At 65.8% G+C, this 16,434-nt stretch carries 13 protein-coding genes and 1 tRNA gene; 10 read left to right on the top strand and 4 right to left on the bottom strand.

All coding sequences use genetic code 11. The annotated features are described in order from the left end of the window. Positions 1-119: 119 nt before the first annotated feature. From DBR22_RS04760 to DBR22_RS04750, 3 genes are read right to left on the bottom strand one after another with little or no spacing between them, the layout of a single operon-like run. Positions 120-2,615, bottom strand: coding sequence for a transglutaminase family protein (locus DBR22_RS04760; protein ID WP_108598022.1), 2,496 nt, complete (start codon positions 2,613-2,615; stop codon positions 120-122). After that, positions 2,612-4,012 carry a DUF58 domain-containing protein gene (locus DBR22_RS04755; RefSeq protein WP_108598021.1) on the bottom strand — a complete coding sequence of 467 codons (1,401 nt, stop codon included), beginning with the start codon at positions 4,010-4,012 and terminating at the stop codon, positions 2,612-2,614. The genes DBR22_RS04760 and DBR22_RS04755 overlap by 4 nt, the downstream gene beginning before the upstream one ends. A 12-nt stretch (positions 4,013-4,024) precedes the next feature. Next, positions 4,025-5,137: an AAA family ATPase gene (locus tag DBR22_RS04750; RefSeq protein WP_108598020.1), complete on the bottom strand. Its 1,113-nt coding sequence runs from the start codon at positions 5,135-5,137 to the stop codon at positions 4,025-4,027. A gap of 162 nt (positions 5,138-5,299) precedes the next feature. Here DBR22_RS04750 and DBR22_RS04745 point away from each other — a divergent pair, with 162 nt between their 5' ends. The 5 genes from DBR22_RS04745 (at position 5,300) to DBR22_RS04725 (ending at position 11,560) form a co-directional block, all read left to right on the top strand. Next, positions 5,300-6,205: a TatD family hydrolase gene (locus DBR22_RS04745; protein ID WP_108598019.1), complete on the top strand. Its 906-nt coding sequence runs from the start codon at positions 5,300-5,302 to the stop codon at positions 6,203-6,205. A gap of 258 nt (positions 6,206-6,463) precedes the next feature. Then, on the top strand, positions 6,464-7,648 hold the full coding sequence (locus DBR22_RS04740; RefSeq protein ID WP_181365027.1) for a resuscitation-promoting factor: 1,185 nt from the start codon (positions 6,464-6,466) through the stop codon (positions 7,646-7,648). 198 nt (positions 7,649-7,846) lie between these two features. After that, positions 7,847-8,719, top strand: coding sequence for a 16S rRNA (adenine(1518)-N(6)/adenine(1519)-N(6))-dimethyltransferase RsmA (gene rsmA / locus DBR22_RS04735; protein ID WP_108598017.1), 873 nt, complete (start codon positions 7,847-7,849; stop codon positions 8,717-8,719). Then, positions 8,716-9,678 carry a 4-(cytidine 5'-diphospho)-2-C-methyl-D-erythritol kinase gene (locus tag DBR22_RS04730; protein ID WP_108598016.1) on the top strand — a complete coding sequence of 321 codons (963 nt, stop codon included), beginning with the start codon at positions 8,716-8,718 and terminating at the stop codon, positions 9,676-9,678. Before rsmA ends, DBR22_RS04730 begins: the two co-directional genes overlap by 4 nt. A gap of 55 nt (positions 9,679-9,733) precedes the next feature. Further along, the gene (locus DBR22_RS04725) at positions 9,734-11,560 is read left to right on the top strand and encodes an ABC-F family ATP-binding cassette domain-containing protein (protein WP_108598015.1); all 1,827 of its coding nucleotides are present in this window, start codon (positions 9,734-9,736) and stop codon (positions 11,558-11,560) included. Between the two features lie 32 nt (positions 11,561-11,592). Here the strand turns inward: DBR22_RS04725 and DBR22_RS04720 are convergent, their stop codons facing one another. Then, on the bottom strand, positions 11,593-12,219 hold the full coding sequence (locus tag DBR22_RS04720) for a TetR/AcrR family transcriptional regulator (RefSeq protein ID WP_108598014.1): 627 nt from the start codon (positions 12,217-12,219) through the stop codon (positions 11,593-11,595). Positions 12,220-12,367: 148 nt separating this feature from the next. Between DBR22_RS04720 and DBR22_RS04715 the strand changes: the two genes are divergently transcribed. From DBR22_RS04715 to pth, 5 genes are all read left to right on the top strand, one after another. Continuing rightward, positions 12,368-12,439: transfer RNA gene (locus tag DBR22_RS04715), tRNA-Gln, on the top strand. A gap of 110 nt (positions 12,440-12,549) precedes the next feature. After that, positions 12,550-14,049 (top strand): bifunctional UDP-N-acetylglucosamine diphosphorylase/glucosamine-1-phosphate N-acetyltransferase GlmU, encoded by a 1,500-nt coding sequence (glmU, locus tag DBR22_RS04710; protein ID WP_108598013.1) that lies wholly within the window; start codon positions 12,550-12,552, stop codon positions 14,047-14,049. Then, positions 14,046-15,026, top strand: coding sequence for a ribose-phosphate diphosphokinase (locus DBR22_RS04705; protein ID WP_108598012.1), 981 nt, complete (start codon positions 14,046-14,048; stop codon positions 15,024-15,026). Before glmU ends, DBR22_RS04705 begins: the two co-directional genes overlap by 4 nt. Before the next feature lie 227 nt (positions 15,027-15,253). Beyond that, positions 15,254-15,856: a 50S ribosomal protein L25/general stress protein Ctc gene (locus DBR22_RS04700; RefSeq protein ID WP_108598011.1), complete on the top strand. Its 603-nt coding sequence runs from the start codon at positions 15,254-15,256 to the stop codon at positions 15,854-15,856. Between the two features lie 126 nt (positions 15,857-15,982). Next, positions 15,983-16,434: aminoacyl-tRNA hydrolase (pth, locus tag DBR22_RS04695; RefSeq protein ID WP_108598023.1), on the top strand; the 452-nt coding region annotated here is incomplete at its 3' end.

The raw sequence follows: 16,434 nt of genomic DNA, 5'->3' as shown, positions 1-16,434 counted from the left end.
ATCGAGGAGTACCTGTACACCCAGTACATCGGCATCGCAGACCCCTACGCCAGCTGACCAGCAGCGGCCGGCTGGAGCGGGGCCGTTATTGGCTCCCGCCGTGTTGTCGGTTGCCTGCGTTATTGGCTTCCGCGGGGCCGGAACAGGCCGTCGCGCGCCCTCGACCAGGCGCGCGCCGCGGCCTTCGCCGCCCGGAACGACAGCCTGCCCATTGCCCTGAACGGCGATGCCAGAAGCCGGCCCAGCTGTCCAAGGACAGACGCCGGGAGCCAGCCGGCCCGGAAGCGCCGGAAGAAGGTGGCGTTGTCCTGCAGGGACTGTTGGACGGCGGCGATACGCGCGGCCGCCGGCTGAAGCTTCCCCGGGCCCGCCGGGTGGAGCGGGCGGCCGTAGTGCCGCCATTCGAAGTCGGCCGTCAGCGTCCGGACAGCCCGGTGTGCCGCGTCGTCCATGCCGCCCGCCTCACCGAGCAGTGCCGATTGACGGAGCCGGGCAGAGTATGTCCGTGGCGTCTCGCTGGGCAGCGGTGGCAGGCCGTAATCGGTTCCGAGGTCGCGGAGCTCGGACCACGCCAGCGGAACTGCATCCTCCGGGGATTGCTCGTGGCTCCGGAGTCGTCGGGCACGCCGCCCCAGCCGGATCAGCCGCGGGGAAGCGAGAAGCAGGGACACGCCCAGGACGCCTGCTGCCGTCACCAGCCACGGCGTCAGTTGCCGGCCGACGTCGTCCGTGCCGCCGCCGGCACCTGGCAGAGGGGTGGCTGTGGGGGTCGGCGTAACGGGTGCGGACGTAGCGCCGGGGAGAAGGTCCTCGTTGTTCTCAATGACACTGGGGGAGCCGGGGCCGGAGCTCTCGGTGGCATAGGTGGGCACCACACCGCGTGATGGTGTGGGTTCGAATGGTACCCATCCCAAACCCTGGAAGTAGAGCTCCGGCCAGGCATGGGCATCACGGGAGTCCACCTCAAACTCGGGCAGCGCCCCCTGGCCCAGCACGGCGACCGTGGCCCCGGTGGGCCTGCCCGGTGCGTAGCCGACGGCGATACGGCTCGGTATTCCTTCCAGCCTGGCCATCACGGCCATGGCGGATGAGTAATGGATGCAGTAGCCGCTCTTCTGGGTCAGGAAGTCTGCCAGGACAGACAGTCCGTTGCCGTCATAGCCGTTCTGTACCGGAGACTGGAGCGAGTAAGTGAATGCCCCTGAACGCAGGAAATTTTGGATGGCCATGGCCTTGGCGTAGGCAGTGCCGCTTGAACCTGTCACAGTGTCGGCGGTGGTGCGGACGATATCCGGGACGTTGCCGGGGATCCTGGTGAAGTCTTCCGGGATGCCGCGGACCGCCGCCGATGACTGTTGAAGCGCCTCCGCTGTGAGTTTGGGTGCTGAAGAGGACACTATGTACAGCTGGTTGCGAGAGTTGGTGTTGGCCCCTTTGACGGAGAGGGTGGCCGGGTCCCACGTCCAGGCGCCGCTGAGCCCGCGGATTGCCTCGGGAGCATAGGGCAACGGCAGGTAGGGGCTGGTGAACGTGCCGGTCTCCACTGCCGTCACCTGCCGGATCTGTTCGTCGGCGAGGATCTCGTAGCCGGTTTCGATCAGCCCGCTCACCGGCCGCCGGTCACCTTCGCGGTCATCAGGACCCCAGGATTCACCGTCGAAATTATCCACCGTGACCGATCGCAGGTACACCGGCGTGCCGGCGTTGGTGGCGTACGTGATCCGCCCGCTGCCTGCCGGCGTACGCAGGCTGTTTCCCAGAGTGATCATGGGGTTCAGGCCGGTTCCGGTCCCCCACGGGTTGAGCCTGGACCCCTGCGGAAACGTCCCGTGATCAAAACCGGGGATCACCGTTGGCACTGCGAGGGTGGCCACCAGCGCCACGGTTCCGGTCAGTACAGCACGCCGGAGTTGGCCGGGATTCCGGGCGCTGTCGGCTGACGTGCGGGCGTCCGGGGCAAACCATTGGCTGCATGCCAGGATCAGCAGGTAGCCGGCCACTGTGGCGCAGAAGCCCCAGAACCCCACGCTCTGCGGTTTCACCATGGCGGGGACCACCAGAATGGCGAGCAGGCCCACTCCGGTCGTGGCAGGCATGCCCAGGGGCACTGCAAGCGCGTCAATGAGGATGACTGTCAGGCCGAGAACCGCGCACGTAACCATGACGATCCCGGCATTCGGAGCCACGGGAGCGCTTTCGGCGAGCACTGTTTCACTGGCCCGCCGGATGAACCTGTCCAGTTCAGCCATGGTTTCCCCCGACGGGATAAAGCCGGCAATTCCGGTGCTCCGGAAGAACGTGAGGGTCAGAATGGCGATCAGTGACGCGAACCCGCCGGCCGCCACCAGGAGGGGATGGGCGCGAAGCGCACGGAGGATCGCGATGGACAGGCAGACAACAAGCACTGTGGTCAGAACAGGAAGGTACCAGGCCCAGCCCCGCAGCACCCCGTTGAGGGACACCGCGGCACCAGCTACGGACAAGGCAACCGCCCCGGCCATGGCCCAGGGGTACACCCCGACCCGTGTCCGCGCACGTGTCCGGCCCGGCCCGCCCGTACCCGTTCCGGCCGGCCGCTGTTCGCGGGAGGCGTTTCGTTCCGGCGCGAGTGTCATCTCCCCACCTCCGCTCCGCGGCGGACGTCGGCGGCAGCGGTGGCCTGCCCGCCGCCGCCCTGGTCAAACTCGCCCCAAGCCAACGGAACCGGGACCGAGGGCTGTACTGCGACCGCCCGCCAGCCACCCCGGCGGAGGATCTCCAGTGAGTCCTCGGCGTCCGCAGGCCGGTCCGCCACGATGATGGCGAAGGCATTCGCCCCATAGCCGGCGCCGGGAGCCAGCGCCCTGGCTTCAGCCGGCGTGATCCTCCCCAGAACGGCAATGATCGGGCCGCGCATCCGGTGGGCGGACAGTTTGTCCATCAGGTGGTCGTCAAAGACGGCAGGGCTCGACTCCTGGCCATGTTCACGGGCGGCGTGGTGCGGACCGCTGAGGTGGATGGCGGCAAGGCTTTCGGCGATTGCCTGCAGCCCTGACGCCCCCGTGAATTCCTCGGCCTCCGGTTCCGGGGCCGACAGGGAGCGGAGGAAAGCCGGTTCGCCGCGGGGGTCAAGGAGGCGCAGGGCGTAGTTCCGGTCGGAAAGGTGCGTGCAGATTGAAATTGCGGCCACCACGGCCCATTCAAACGCAGGGCTGCTGGCCATCTCGTGGCCGTCCACCGACGGGTTGCCCCCGTGGCCCGGGCCCGGTCCGCCCGGAAACGCCGTGAACCTCTGGTCCAGAATCAGGGTGGCTTCGGGAGTGGTCACCGATTCCTCCTGCCGCACCATCAGGACGCCGTGGCGTGCGGTGGCGGGCCAATGGACCCTGCGCATGGGATCGCCGTGGCGGTATTCGCGGGTCATGACGTCGTCGTCGCTGGGATTGGCACGGGTCCGGGTAGCTGTGATGCCGTCGTTCCCGCGGGCGCCTGCAAGCCCGGTCACGGGAAGGTCGACGGCGGCCGGCGTCACGGTGAGTGTATCGCCGTCGTCGATCGCCTGCCGGTGCAACGAGAGGCCGAACGGATCAGTGAATTCAGCCGTCACCGGGCCGATCAGGTACTGCCCGCGCTGGCCGGACCGCAGGTGGTATTCGTACCTGCTGATTCCGCCGGTGGCGGAGCGTGCGGGGAACCGGAAGGCCGGTGATTCGCCAAACCGCGGCGGCAGTCTTTCCTCCATGATCGCGTGGCCGCCGGCGTAACCTGTCCGTCCCACAGCCAGCCGCACCGTACTCGCGGCGGAGGTCTCCACGGGGGACGGATTGAACTCGCGGTAGACCTGGAACCGGGGCTTGACCAGCCTGATTCCGGCGAGCGACACCAGCGGGAGGACGATCAGCAGGACAGCGAGCGTCAGGAGGTCCCGCCGGCCCATGATCTGTGCTCCCAACAGCGAGACGGCCCCTGCAGCCAGGAGCCCCCAGCCACGCTGGCTGAAGAGGTGCCGCGGGAGTCGGTCGTGCAGCGCCATGGGAGTCCCCGCCTAATGGGTGCGCCGCGACGCCGCGACAGGCGAATCCGCGGACCGGACCGCACTTCTCGCGGGGTCCTGGCTTACCGGGAGCCTGGAGAGAATACCCCTGATGATGCTGTGCGCGGTCTCACCCGCTCCGGCTGCCTTCCGGTCGAGGATGATCCGGTGGGCGAGCACGGATTCCGCGACGCTGATGACATCGTCCGGCAGAACGAAATCGCGGCCGTCCAGGGCTGCGGTCGCCTTGGCCGCGCGCAACAGCTGAAGCATGGAGCGCGGGCTTGCTCCCAGCCGGAGCAGCGGGCTTTCCCTGGTGGCCCGGCCCACCGAAACGGTGTACTCCTTGACAGCCTGGGAGACATACACCTGCTGGACGGTGGCAATCATGGCCGCGACATCGGCAGCGGTGACAACCGGGGAGACGTTGTCCAGCGGAGACGCCGCCTGATGGGTCTCCAGCATTTCAATCTCGGACTCCTTGTCCGGATATCCCATCGAGATCCGGGCCATAAAGCGGTCGCGCTGGGCTTCGGGCAGGGGATAGGTACCTTCCATCTCGATGGGGTTCTGCGTGGCCACGACCATGAATGGTTCGTCCAGTTTGTAGGAGTCCCCGTCCACCGTGACCTGATGTTCCTCCATGCACTCCAGCAGGGCCGATTGGGTCTTGGCCGATGCGCGGTTTATTTCATCACCGATGACGATGTTGGCAAACACTGCTCCGGGCCGGAACTCAAAGAGCCGCGAGGACTGGTTGTAGATGGACACCCCCGTCACATCCGAGGGCAGGAGGTCGGGGGTGAACTGGATCCGGCTGACCGTGCAGTCAATGGTCCGGGCGAGGGTTTTGGCCAGCAGTGTCTTGCCCACGCCGGGCACGTCTTCCAGGAGGAGATGGCCCTGGGCAAGCAGCACTGTCAGGGCAAGCCTTGCGGCATCGGACTTTCCATCGATCACAGTGTTGATCGATTCCAGGATCCGCCGGCTGGCTGCATGGAACGCCTCGGCGTCCATGGCCGCAACCTTGTGGCCATTCAGATGGCTCACGGGCTCAGTGACGGCCGTAAAATTCCGGCTGGCAGGGGCCATTTCGTTAACGGCGGTGCGGCGATGCTGGTCCATCTGCGCTCCTTTCAGCCCGGGGATCACCTGGGACGGGACAGCAGGCCTGCCTTCGACCTCGGTGGACTTTCGGATCTGTGTACCAGCCTACTAACACAACTGCACTTGCAAACAGAGAGTTCCGGGAATTCCAAGGGGATCTGACGCCGCTATGGTGGAGGGATGTGTAATCCGCTGATCCCCGCCGCCTACCGGGCAGCCGGGCCCGACGCCGCGGCCGCGCCGGGCGGCCAGGCCCGGCAGGACTTCCCGCCCGCACCGGAGCCGTTGCCGGTACCCGTGATGGACAACCATACGCACCTCGATTTCCCCAACGGCGACAGGACCGTGGCCGTCACCGCCGCGCTGGATGCCGCCGAGGCCGTCGGAGTCCAGGGAGCGGTCCAGGTGGGGTGCGACCTCGAGTCTTCCCGGTTCACGGTTCAGGCAGTTGATCTCGACAGCAGGCTGTTGGGGGCGGTGGCGCTTCACCCCAACGACGCACCGGAGTACGCCCTGCGCGGCGAACTGGAGGAGGCGTTGGCTGAGATCGAGCAACTGGCCGGCCATCCGCGCATCCGGGCCATCGGCGAGACCGGCCTCGATTTTTACCGCACCGAGGGGGAAGGCCTGGCCCACCAGCGGTATTCCTTTCGGCGGCACATCGACATCGCCAAGCGCCTCGACCTGACCCTGCAGATCCATGACAGGGACGCGCACGACGACGTCGTCCAGGTTTTGCGTGAGGAGGGGGCCCCGGAGCGGGTCGTCTTCCACTGCTTCTCCGGGGACGCGGCGCTCGCAAGGATCTGCAATGCGGCGGGCTGGAACATGTCGTTCGCCGGCACGCTGACCTTTAAGAACGCTGCAAACCTCCGCGCCGCGCTCGCCGTGGCGGATCCGCACCTCGTGCTGGTTGAAACTGATGCGCCGTTCCTGACCCCGCACCCGCACCGTGGCCGTCCGAATGCCAGCTACATGGTGCCGTACACCGTCCGGGCCATGGCCGAATTGACAGGAACCGACCTTGCCGAACTCTGCACCAGGATCGGCGAAAATACGGTGCGGGCATACGGTTCCTGGGCGTGAGTCCGGACGGTCCTGGAGGCTCTGAAGACATACTTCGTATGTAAATTTCTTGGCCGCTTTATAACGCTACGGTTACAGTGGAGAATTATTAGCCGGGGTCGGGGAAGGCCTTCGGATAATTTCACTTCACTCGCAGCGGGACCCGGCACGGCTTGATCGCCGCCTGCCTGCTGCAGGGAGTGTGGCGGCGCAATGGAGGCCGGAGCTGTCCCCTGGGACAACTGCCGGCTATTTTACTGCGTTTTTCCCCGTGCCCGGATGGTCCTAAAGATACGGGCAATCGTGGTCAAGGTCTTCACAACGGACGGCAAGTTCAGCTTTGTCAAAGTCGGCACCCAACTCGTCGTGCTCTGCGCCCTGGTGGTTGGCCTCGTGGCCTTCGTCGGAAATAACAAAACCGTTACCCTCAATGTCGACGGCAAAGTGACTTCGGTCCAGTCCTTCGGCGGCACGGTTGGCCAAGTGGTCAAGAGCGCCAACGTGGAACTGAAGCCGGCCGACCGCGTCTCGCCCTCGGCGGACGTCAAAGTGGAGAACGGCACCGTAATCAACGTCAACATGGCCAAAGCCGTGAAGGTCAGCCTGGATGGTTCCGAGAAGACCGTCAGCACCACGGCCCCTGATGTTGCCGGCCTCGTCACCGAACTCGGAGTCGCCAGCGCTTCCTCCGTTTCTGTTCCGAAGGAGGCACAGCTCGCAGTGGCAGGCTCCTTCGTCTCCATCTCCACCCCCAAGACCGTCAGCATCCTGGTCGACGGCCGGGTCGCCGCTGCGACCACAACAGCAGGAACCGTTGCCCAGGTGCTCGAGGACGCCGGTATCACGCTCGGCGTCGACGACCGCACTTCCCAGCCGGGCAACGCCCATGTTGTGAACAACATGGTGGTCAAGGTGTCCCGCGTCGATACCGGCCAGACGGCGGCCACCACCGAGGACATTGACTTCGACAGCCTGACCACTGAGAGCGCCGAGCTCTTCAAGGGTGAAAAAGAGGTCACCCAGGCCGGAGCAGCCGGAAAGGTCAGCAAGACCTTCAAACTGGTGATGGTGGACGGCCGCGAAGCTTCGCGCACGCTGGTCTCCGAAACGGTTTCCGTGCAGCCCGTGACTGAGAAGGTCACCGTCGGTACCAAAGCCAAGCCTGCCGCGCCGGCTCCCGCAGCCGGCACGAACACCGGCGCCGCGGCCCCGGCCATGATGAATGAGGCCATGTGGGACAAGATCGCCCAGTGCGAATCCACCGGTAACTGGTCCATCAACTCGGGCAACGGCTATTACGGTGGCCTCCAGTTTGATATCCAGACCTGGATTGGTTCCGGCGGCGGGGCGTATGCGCCGAACGCCAGCCTCGCCACGAAGGCACAGCAGATCGACATCGCCAACCGTGTGTACGCACAGCGTGGCCTGCAGCCGTGGGGCTGTGGCTGGGCAGCCACGAGCTAGGCAGCAGCCGGAACGAAGCACCTGCGCAACTGCGCCGGCGGCAGTTGACCACAGCCGCCGGTAAGTAGCAGCCGCAAGGCACGCAGGCGGAAGCACCGCACGAGACATGACCGGTCCCGGGTTCCCGGGGCCGGTCACTGCCGTTAACAGGCTACGAACAGGCCACGGCGCTGATGGGCGCCGGGATAGGATACCTAGGTGACTGAACCGACTGCCGCCGCGCCCGCACCCCTCTTCGGTGCCTCCGACATACGCCGGCTAGCGGAGGAGATCGGGATCCGGCCCACCAAAACACTTGGCCAGAACTTCGTCATTGACGGCAACACCATCCGCCGGATCGTCTCGGTTGCCAACATCGGGCCGGACGAGACAGTGCTGGAAGTCGGGCCCGGCCTCGGTTCCCTCACGCTGGGACTGCTGGACGCCGCAAAGGCAGTGGTCGCCGTCGAAATCGATCCCGTCCTGGCAGCGAAGCTGCCCGCGACCATCAAAGCCTGGCGGCCGGAAGCCGCAGACGCCTTCCACCTGGTTCAGGCCGACGCCATGAGGGTCACCGCGCTGCCGGTGGAGCCGACCGCCATCGTGGCCAATCTTCCGTACAACGTGGCTGTACCGGTGGTCCTGCATCTTCTCCAGCATTTCCCCAGCCTTCAGCACGGGCTCGTGATGGTGCAGGACGAGGTGGCTGACAGGTTGGCCGCCGGACCCGGGTCAAAGACCTACGGGGTGCCTTCGGTCAAGGCCGCCTGGTACAGCAGCATGCGCAAGGCGGGCGTGATTGGCATGAACGTTTTCTGGCCGGCGCCCAAGATCCATTCCGGCCTGGTTGCTTTCACCCGGCGGGAACCGCCCGTAACAACAGCTACCCGCGAACAGGTCTTCGCCGTGATCGACGCAGCCTTTGCGCAGCGCCGGAAAACACTCCGGGCCGCGCTGGCCGGCTGGGCCGGGGGAGCCGCCGAAGCCGAGCGGTGCCTCGTCGCTGCCGGTGTCGATCCAACGGCCCGGGGCGAAGTCATAGACATCACGGCGTTCGCCCGGATCGCCGAAGCCCGCGAGGCCACCGCGTGAACGCGCTGGCGGGGCGCTTCCCGGCCCGGACCGTTCGGGTCAAGGCACCCGGAAAAGTCAACGTCTCCCTGGATGTGGGGCCACTGCGGCCGGACGGCTACCACTCGGTGGCCAGTGTTTACCTGGCGGTATCCCTCTATGAGGAAGTAGCCGCCACCAGCACCGAAACCCCGGGGATCACCGTGAGCATCAGCCCGGACAGCACCCTGGACCTGGACGGCGTGGAGATCCCCCTGGACGAGAACAACCTGGCCTACAAAGCCGCGGCCATCATGGCTGATGTGTCCGAGCACGCCACCGGCGTCCACCTGGAGATCACCAAGCGCGTACCCGTGGCAGGCGGCATGGGCGGCGGCTCCGCCGATGCAGCAGCAACGCTGCTGGCCTGCGACGCACTGTGGAACAGCGGGCTGTCCCGGGACGAGCTGGCACACCTGGCTGCCGAATTAGGTGCCGACGTCCCGTTTTCCCTGCTGGGCGGAACCGCCGTCGGGCTCGGCCTTGGCGACGAACTCTCGCCTGCGCTGGTCAAAGCGCAGACGGACTGGGTCCTGGTTGCCGCCGATTACGGGCTCCCGACCCCCGAGGTTTACCACACGCTGGACCGGCTTCGCGAGGATGAGGGGCTGGCCGCCGAGGAGCCTACCTCCGTGGATCCGAAGATCCTTGAGGCCCTCCGGAGCGGGGATGCAGATGCCCTCAGCCGCGTCCTGGTGAACGACCTCCAGCGGGCCTCCATTGAACTTGCCCCGGCGCTGCGCGATACGCTGGGTATAGGAGAATCCCACGGAGCCATCGCGGGGATCGTTTCCGGTTCCGGGCCTACAGTGGCGCTGTTGACCCACAATCCAACCGCGGCTGAAAGCCTGGCCGAGGACCTGCGGCACTACGGCCTGACCGCCCTCGCTGTCCACGGTCCAGTGCCGGGTGCCCGCATCATCTCCGACACCCTCCTCTGAACAACCACGAATCAAACACCCTAAATTTTTCAGCAGCAGCAGAAAGCAGTCCCCTTTGGCACACCTTCTTGGCGGCGAGAACCTCACGGTCTCGTACGCGACCCGCACCGTCCTGGACGGCATCACCCTCGGTCTCGAAGAGGGTGACCGGATCGGAATGGTGGGCCGGAACGGCGACGGTAAATCCACGCTGATGCGCCTGCTGGCGCTGCGGTCCACCCCCGATTCCGGCCGCGTCACCAAACGCGGCGACGTAAACATCGGGTACCTGGACCAGAGCGACGTGCTCGACGGCGACCTCACCGTGGGTGCCGCGATCGTCGGGGACCAAGCGGACTACGAATGGGCGCGCAACCCGCAGATCCGCGAGGTGATGGGCGGGCTGGTGTCCGACGTCGACTGGCACGCGAACGTCCACGCCCTCTCCGGCGGCCAGAAGCGGCGCGTGGCCCTTGCCAAGCTCCTCATTGAAGACCACGACGTCATCATGCTTGACGAGCCCACCAACCACCTCGACGTCGAAGGCGTGGCCTGGCTGTCACGCCACCTGAAGACCCGCTGGCGGGCCAACCAGGGCGCGTTCCTGGTGGTCACACACGACCGCTGGTTCCTGGACGAGGTGTGCACCAAGACCTGGGAGATCCACGACGGCATCATGGATCCTTTCGACGGCGGCTACGCGGCCTACGTGCTGGCCCGTGCCGAGCGTGACCGCTCGGCCTCAGTGGTGGAGAGCAAACGCCAGCAGCTGGTCAAGAAAGAACTGGCCTGGCTCCGCCGCGGCGCTCCGGCCCGCACGGCCAAGCCCAAGTTCCGCATCGAGGCAGCCAACGCACTGATCGCCGACGTGCCGGAACCCCGCGACTCCACAGCCCTGAGCAAGATGGCCACCGCACGCCTGGGCAAGGATGTGCTGGACCTGGAAAACGTTTCGCTGGATTTCCTCGGCGGCGACGAAGGGCAGAAACTCTTCGACAACATCACCCTGCGGCTGGCACCGGGGGAGCGGCTGGGCCTGGTGGGCGTCAACGGCGCCGGCAAGACCACCCTGCTCAAGCTCCTCAACGGTGAAATCGAGCCAAGCTTAGGCAAGGTCAAGCGCGGCAAGACGGTGGTCACCGCGGTGCTGACCCAGGAGGTTAAAGAACTCGACGACGTCTCGGACCTGCGGGTCATCGAAGTGATCGAGCGCGAAAAGCGTTCCTTCAACGTGGGCGGCAAGGAATTTACGGCCGGGCAGCTCGTGGAGCAGCTTGGCTTCACCAACGAGAAGCAGTGGACCCCGGTCAAGGACCTCTCCGGTGGTGAGCGCCGCCGGCTCCAGCTGCTGCGCCTGCTGGTGGGGGAGCCCAACGTCCTGATGCTCGATGAGCCCACCAACGACCTCGATACCGACACTCTGGCCGCCGTCGAAGACGTCCTGGACGGCTGGCCCGGCACCCTTGTTGTGGTCAGCCACGACCGCTACCTGCTGGAGCGCGTCACCGACCACCAGATGGCACTCCTGGGCGACGGGAAAATCCGGGCACTGCCGCGCGGCGTTGACCAGTACCTCGAACTGCGCGAATCCGCCCTGGCAGGCTCCACCATCACGGGCGGCGGCAACCCTGTCACCGGCGCCAGCGGCAGCACCACCCCCGCGGCATCCGGAGCCTCCGAAGGCGAAAAGCGGGATGCCCGCAAGGCCAAGAACCGGATCGAACGCCAGCTGGGCAAGCTCGAACAGGCGGAAAAGAAGCTCCACGACCAGATGGTCAAGAGCACCAACAACAACGACTTCGACGCCCTGGCCGAACAAAACAAGAAACTCAAGGACCTCGCCGGCGAACGCGAAGCCCTCGAACTCGAATGGCTCGGAGCCCTGGAAGTCCTCGGCGAGTAAGGCTGGCCAGTAGCGCTCACGAACGTAGCCACTCAGCCCTGCCCGCGGAGCTCCGGGTCTTTTTGGAGGCCGGTGAGGCCGTTCCAGGCGAGGTTGACCAGGTGGGCGGCGACGGTTTGTTTGTCGGGCCGGCGGCTGTCCTGCCACCATTGGCCGGTCATGGCCACCATACCCACGAGCATCTGGGCGTACATGGCGCCATCTTCGGCGCTGAACCCGCGGCGGTCGAACTCGTCGGACAGGATGTGTTCCACGCGGGCTGTGACCTGGGAGAGCAACGTGGAGAAAGCGCCTTCGGGCTGTGACGGCGGGGCGTCGCGCATCAGGATCCGGAACCCTTCCGTGCGCTCCTCGATGTAAGTGAGCAAGGCCAGCGCGGCGCGTTCCACCAGGACACGCGGCCTGGCTTCCTCGGTCAGCGCCGTGGTGATCGAGTCCAGGAGGAGATGGAACTCGTGGTCAACCACCCGGGTGTAGAGGCCTTCCTTCGAGCCAAAGTGCTCGTAGATCACGGGTTTGGAAACGCCCGCGACGGCGGCGATTTCCTCGATGGTGGTGCCGTCGAGTCCCCGCGCCGCGAAGAGACCACGGCCGACGTCGATCAGCTGGCTGCGCCGTTGCACGGCTGTTATCCGTATGCGGCGTGGGTTCTTACTCACATTTCCATCATGCCCCAGCACTCTGGAAGGGGCCGGAAATGCGCGTGCGGGGCACAGCCCCGGGCCGGGATCCTTGCTCGTGTCGCGGGCTGCCCTGAACCCATGGCAAAATAAATACTTGTGCCTTGGCCTTGTGCCTCTGGCATGGTCCGCCCTGGTGTAATGGCAGCACCCCGGCCTTTGGAGCCGTGGAGTATAGGTTCGAATCCTATGGGCGGAACTGCTGTGCGACAGACCGTCCAGTAGGATGAACACGGTGCCCAGCCAGCGGTTTGGCCGGTCCGGCACCGCGCCCGGCGCAACGTGTAACCAAGCAAGGAGAGCCCGTACGTGATCCCCGAGACTACCGGCCCAGCCGCCGTCATTGTTCTGGCAGCAGGCGCCGGTACCCGGATGAAATCCCGTACGCCGAAGATCCTGCACGAAATCGGCGGCCGCTCCATGGTGGCCCACGCGCTGCTGGCGGCCCGCAGCATCAATCCGGGACGCCTGGCCCTGGTGGTCCGCCACGAACGCGACCTCGTAGCCAGCCACCTGAACGATCTGGACCCTGACGCTCTGATCGTGGACCAGGACGAGATTCCCGGCACCGGCCGCGCCGTCGAGGTGGCCCTGAACGCCCTCGACGCCGGGCAGAAGCTCGAAGGCACCGTTGTGGTGACCTACGGCGATGTCCCGCTCCTCACCGGCAGCCTCCTGGCGGAGCTCGTGGCCACCCACGAACGCGAAGCCAACGCCGTCACCGTTCTGACCGCCCTCCTGGAAGATGCCACAGGCTACGGACGGATCCTCCGCCATGAGGACGAATCCGTCACCGGCATCCGCGAGCACAAAGACGCAACGGACACCGAACGCCTGATCAACGAGGTGAACTCCGGCATTTACGCCTTCGACGCCGGTGTCCTCAGGGAGGCGCTGCAACACGTCACCACAGACAACTCCCAGGGCGAAAAGTACCTCACGGACGTGCTGGGCCTCGCGAGGCAGGCCGGCGGTCGGGTAGCCGCCGTCGTCACCGAAGACCGGTGGCAGGTTGAGGGCGCCAATGACCGCGTCCAGCTCGCTGCCCTCGGCGCCGAACTGAACCGCCGTACCGTTGAAGCCTGGATGCGTTCGGGCGTCACCGTTGTTGACCCCGCCACCACGTGGATTGATTCCACGGTCACCCTGGACGAGGACGTCCGGATCCTGCCCAACACCCAGCTGCACGGGAGCACCGCCGTGGCGAGGGACGCCGTCGTCGGCCCGGACACCACCCTGACCGATGTCCGCATCGGTGAGGGAGCCAAGGTGACACGCACCCACGGTTCCGGCGCAGTGATCGGCGCCCGTGCCGCCGTCGGGCCCTTCACGTACCTGCGGCCCGGCACCGTCCTGGGTGACACCGGCAAGATCGGCGCGTTCTACGAAACCAAGAACGTCACCATCGGCCGCGGCTCCAAACTGTCCCACCTGGGCTACGCGGGCGACGCCGAAATCGGCGAGGACACCAACATCGGCTGCGGCAACATCACTGCCAATTACGACGGCGAGAAGAAGCACCGCACGGTGATCGGCTCGGGCGTCCGGACAGGTTCCAACACGGTGTTCGTCGCGCCGGTCACCGTGGGGGACGGTGCCTACAGCGGCGCCGGCGCGGTGATCCGCAACGACGTTCCGGCGGGGGCACTCGCCGTGTCCGTGGCGGCCCAGCGCAACTCCGAGGGCTGGGTTCTCACCCACCGCCCCGGCACGCGCTCGGCCGAACTGGCCGCCGCCGCAGACCACCAGGCGGCCACTGAAGCTACCTCCATTACCCCGGCAACAACAGAAGAGGGCACGCAACAATGAGCGAAATTACGGCACGCGGCGAGAAGAAGCTGGTGCTTGCCGCTGGGCGGGCACACCCCGAGCTGGCACGGGAAATCGCCAAGGAGCTGGGGACCGAGCTGTTGCCCGTTGACGCCTACGACTTCGCGAACGGCGAGATCTACGTCCGCGCAGGCGAAAGCGTCCGCGGAACGGATGCCTTCGTGATCCAGGCCCACCCGGCCCCGCTGAACAACCACCTGATGGAACAGCTGATCATGATCGATTCGCTGAAACGCGCGTCCGCCAAGCGGATCACCGTGGTGTCCCCGTTCTACCCGTATGCGCGGCAGGACAAGAAGGGCCGCGGACGGGAACCCATCTCCGCCCGGCTGGTAGCTGACCTTTACAAGACCGCAGGCGCCGACCGCATTATGAGCGTTGACCTGCACACCTCCCAGATCCAGGGCTTCTTCGATGGCCCCGTCGACCACCTCATGGCCATCCCGCTGCTGGCGGACTACATCCGCACCCGCGTCGGCGCAGACGACATCACTGTTGTCTCCCCGGACACCGGCCGCGTCCGCGTCGCTGAGCAGTGGGCTGAGCGCCTGGGCGGAGCGCCGCTGGCGTTCGTGCACAAGAGCCGGGACCTCACCGTTCCCAACCAGGCCGTCTCCAAGACCGTTGTTGGCCAGGTTGAGGGCAGGACCTGCGTCCTGATCGATGACATGATTGACACCGGCGGAACCATCTCCGGGGCCGTCCAGGTCCTGAAGAACGCCGGTGCGAAGGACGTCATCATCGCCGCGACGCACGCCGTGTTCTCCGACCCCGCCGCCCAGCGCCTCTCCGACTCCGGTGCCCGGGAAGTGGTGGTCACCGACACGCTTCCCATCGCCGCCCATCAGCAGTTCCCGCAGCTGACGGTGCTCTCCATCGCACCGCTCATCGCCCGCGCCATCCGGGAAGTGTTCGACGACGGCTCCGTCACCAGCCTGTTCGACGGCAACGCCTGATCACTGCCGTTTTCAGTAATCGGGTTCCGCGCTGGTAAGCTTTTTGACGATACCTTGGCGAGGGAGAGCACCGGGATCCGTTCTGCGGAAACCGGAGTGCAGGTCTCCGTTATCGACTGGGTCTGAATCTCCCTTCTGGAAGGGCCGCCTCAGGGCGCCCGGCGTTGAAGGTCGTAAACAGACCTCCGCCCTTGCTGAACACCGTTTTAGTTTCCGAGGAGATACACATGTCTGAGCAGAAGCTCGCAGCAGAAGTACGCACCGAATTCGGCAAGGGCTTTGCCCGCCGCGCGCGCATGGCCCACCTGATCCCCGCGGTCATCTACGGCCACGGTGCTGAGCCGATCCACATCACCCTGCCCAGCAAGGCCACCACGCTTGCAGTCCGCACGGCCAACGCCCTGCTGTCCCTGGACATCAACGGCGAAGAGCACCTCGCCCTGGTCAAGGACATCCAGCGCGACCCCATCAAGCAGATCATTGAGCACATCGACCTGCTGACCGTCCGCAAGGGCGAGAAGGTTACCGTGGACATCCCCGTCCACGTTGTTGGCGAACTTGCTCCGGGCAACGTCTACAACCAGGAGCTCACGGTCATCTCCCTCGAGGCAGAGGCAACCCACCTGCCCACCGCCATCGAGGTTGACATCGAGGGCCGCACCGCCGGCGAGCACATCCACGCTTCCGATCTGGTCCTCCCGAAGGGTTCGGTCCTGCTGGCCGACGCCGAGGCACTGGTTGTTCACATCTCCGAGGCCACTGAGGTCTCCGAGGAAGAAGCATCCGCTGAGACCACCGAAGGTTCTTCGGTTTCGGCCGCAGCCGAGTAAGCACGTCCACCTGGGTGTGGCCGGATCCCTGATGGGGTCCGGCCACACCTGTGTCCGGCGCACCGAACGCCGGCCCCACGTCACGGCCATGCCCCTTCGAAGGTAGCGCCACTTTAGGATTGAACAATGACTGACACCTGGCTGATCGTTGGCCTCGGAAACCCGGGGGCAGAATACAAAGGCAACCGGCACAACGTCGGCCAGATGGTCCTGGACGAAATTGCCGCCCGGTTGGGCGGAAGTTTCAAAACCCACAAAGCCCGCGCGCAGGTGCTCGAGGGGCGGCTGGGAATCGGCGGCCCCCGGGTGGTGCTGTCCAAACCCATGAGTTACATGAACGTTTCCGGCGGACCCGTCGCAAGCCTCGCCAACTTCTATGGCATCCTTCCGGACCATGTTGTGGCAGTCCACGACGAGATCGACATCCCTTTTAATACCGTGAAGCTGAAATCCGGTGGCGGGGAAGGTGGGCACAACGGCCTCCGCGACATCTCCAAGGCACTTTCCACCAAGGACTACCTGCGGGTGCGGGTGGGTGTGGGCCGTCCGCCGGGCAGGATGGAAACCGCAGATTACGT

The sequence above is a fragment of the Arthrobacter sp. HMWF013 genome, assembly GCF_003061105.1.
In the GTDB taxonomy this organism is placed as follows: Bacteria; Actinomycetota; Actinomycetes; order Actinomycetales; family Micrococcaceae; genus Arthrobacter.
The sequence above is the reverse complement of the archived record's forward strand: the minus strand, read 5'-3'. Positions and strand labels throughout refer to the sequence as shown.

Coding starts and splice junctions, on each gene's coding strand:
- DBR22_RS04760 (WP_108598022.1), bottom strand. CDS start 2,615: ATGACACTCGCGCCGGAACGAAACGCCTCCCGCGAACAGCGGCCGGCC.
- DBR22_RS04755 (WP_108598021.1), bottom strand. CDS start 4,012: ATGGCGCTGCACGACCGACTCCCGCGGCACCTCTTCAGCCAGCGTGGC.
- DBR22_RS04750 (WP_108598020.1), bottom strand. CDS start 5,137: ATGGACCAGCATCGCCGCACCGCCGTTAACGAAATGGCCCCTGCCAGC.
- DBR22_RS04745 (WP_108598019.1), top strand. CDS start 5,300: ATGTGTAATCCGCTGATCCCCGCCGCCTACCGGGCAGCCGGGCCCGAC.
- DBR22_RS04740 (WP_181365027.1), top strand. CDS start 6,464: ATGGTCCTAAAGATACGGGCAATCGTGGTCAAGGTCTTCACAACGGAC.
- DBR22_RS04705 (WP_108598012.1), top strand. CDS start 14,046: ATGAGCGAAATTACGGCACGCGGCGAGAAGAAGCTGGTGCTTGCCGCT.
- DBR22_RS04700 (WP_108598011.1), top strand. CDS start 15,254: ATGTCTGAGCAGAAGCTCGCAGCAGAAGTACGCACCGAATTCGGCAAG.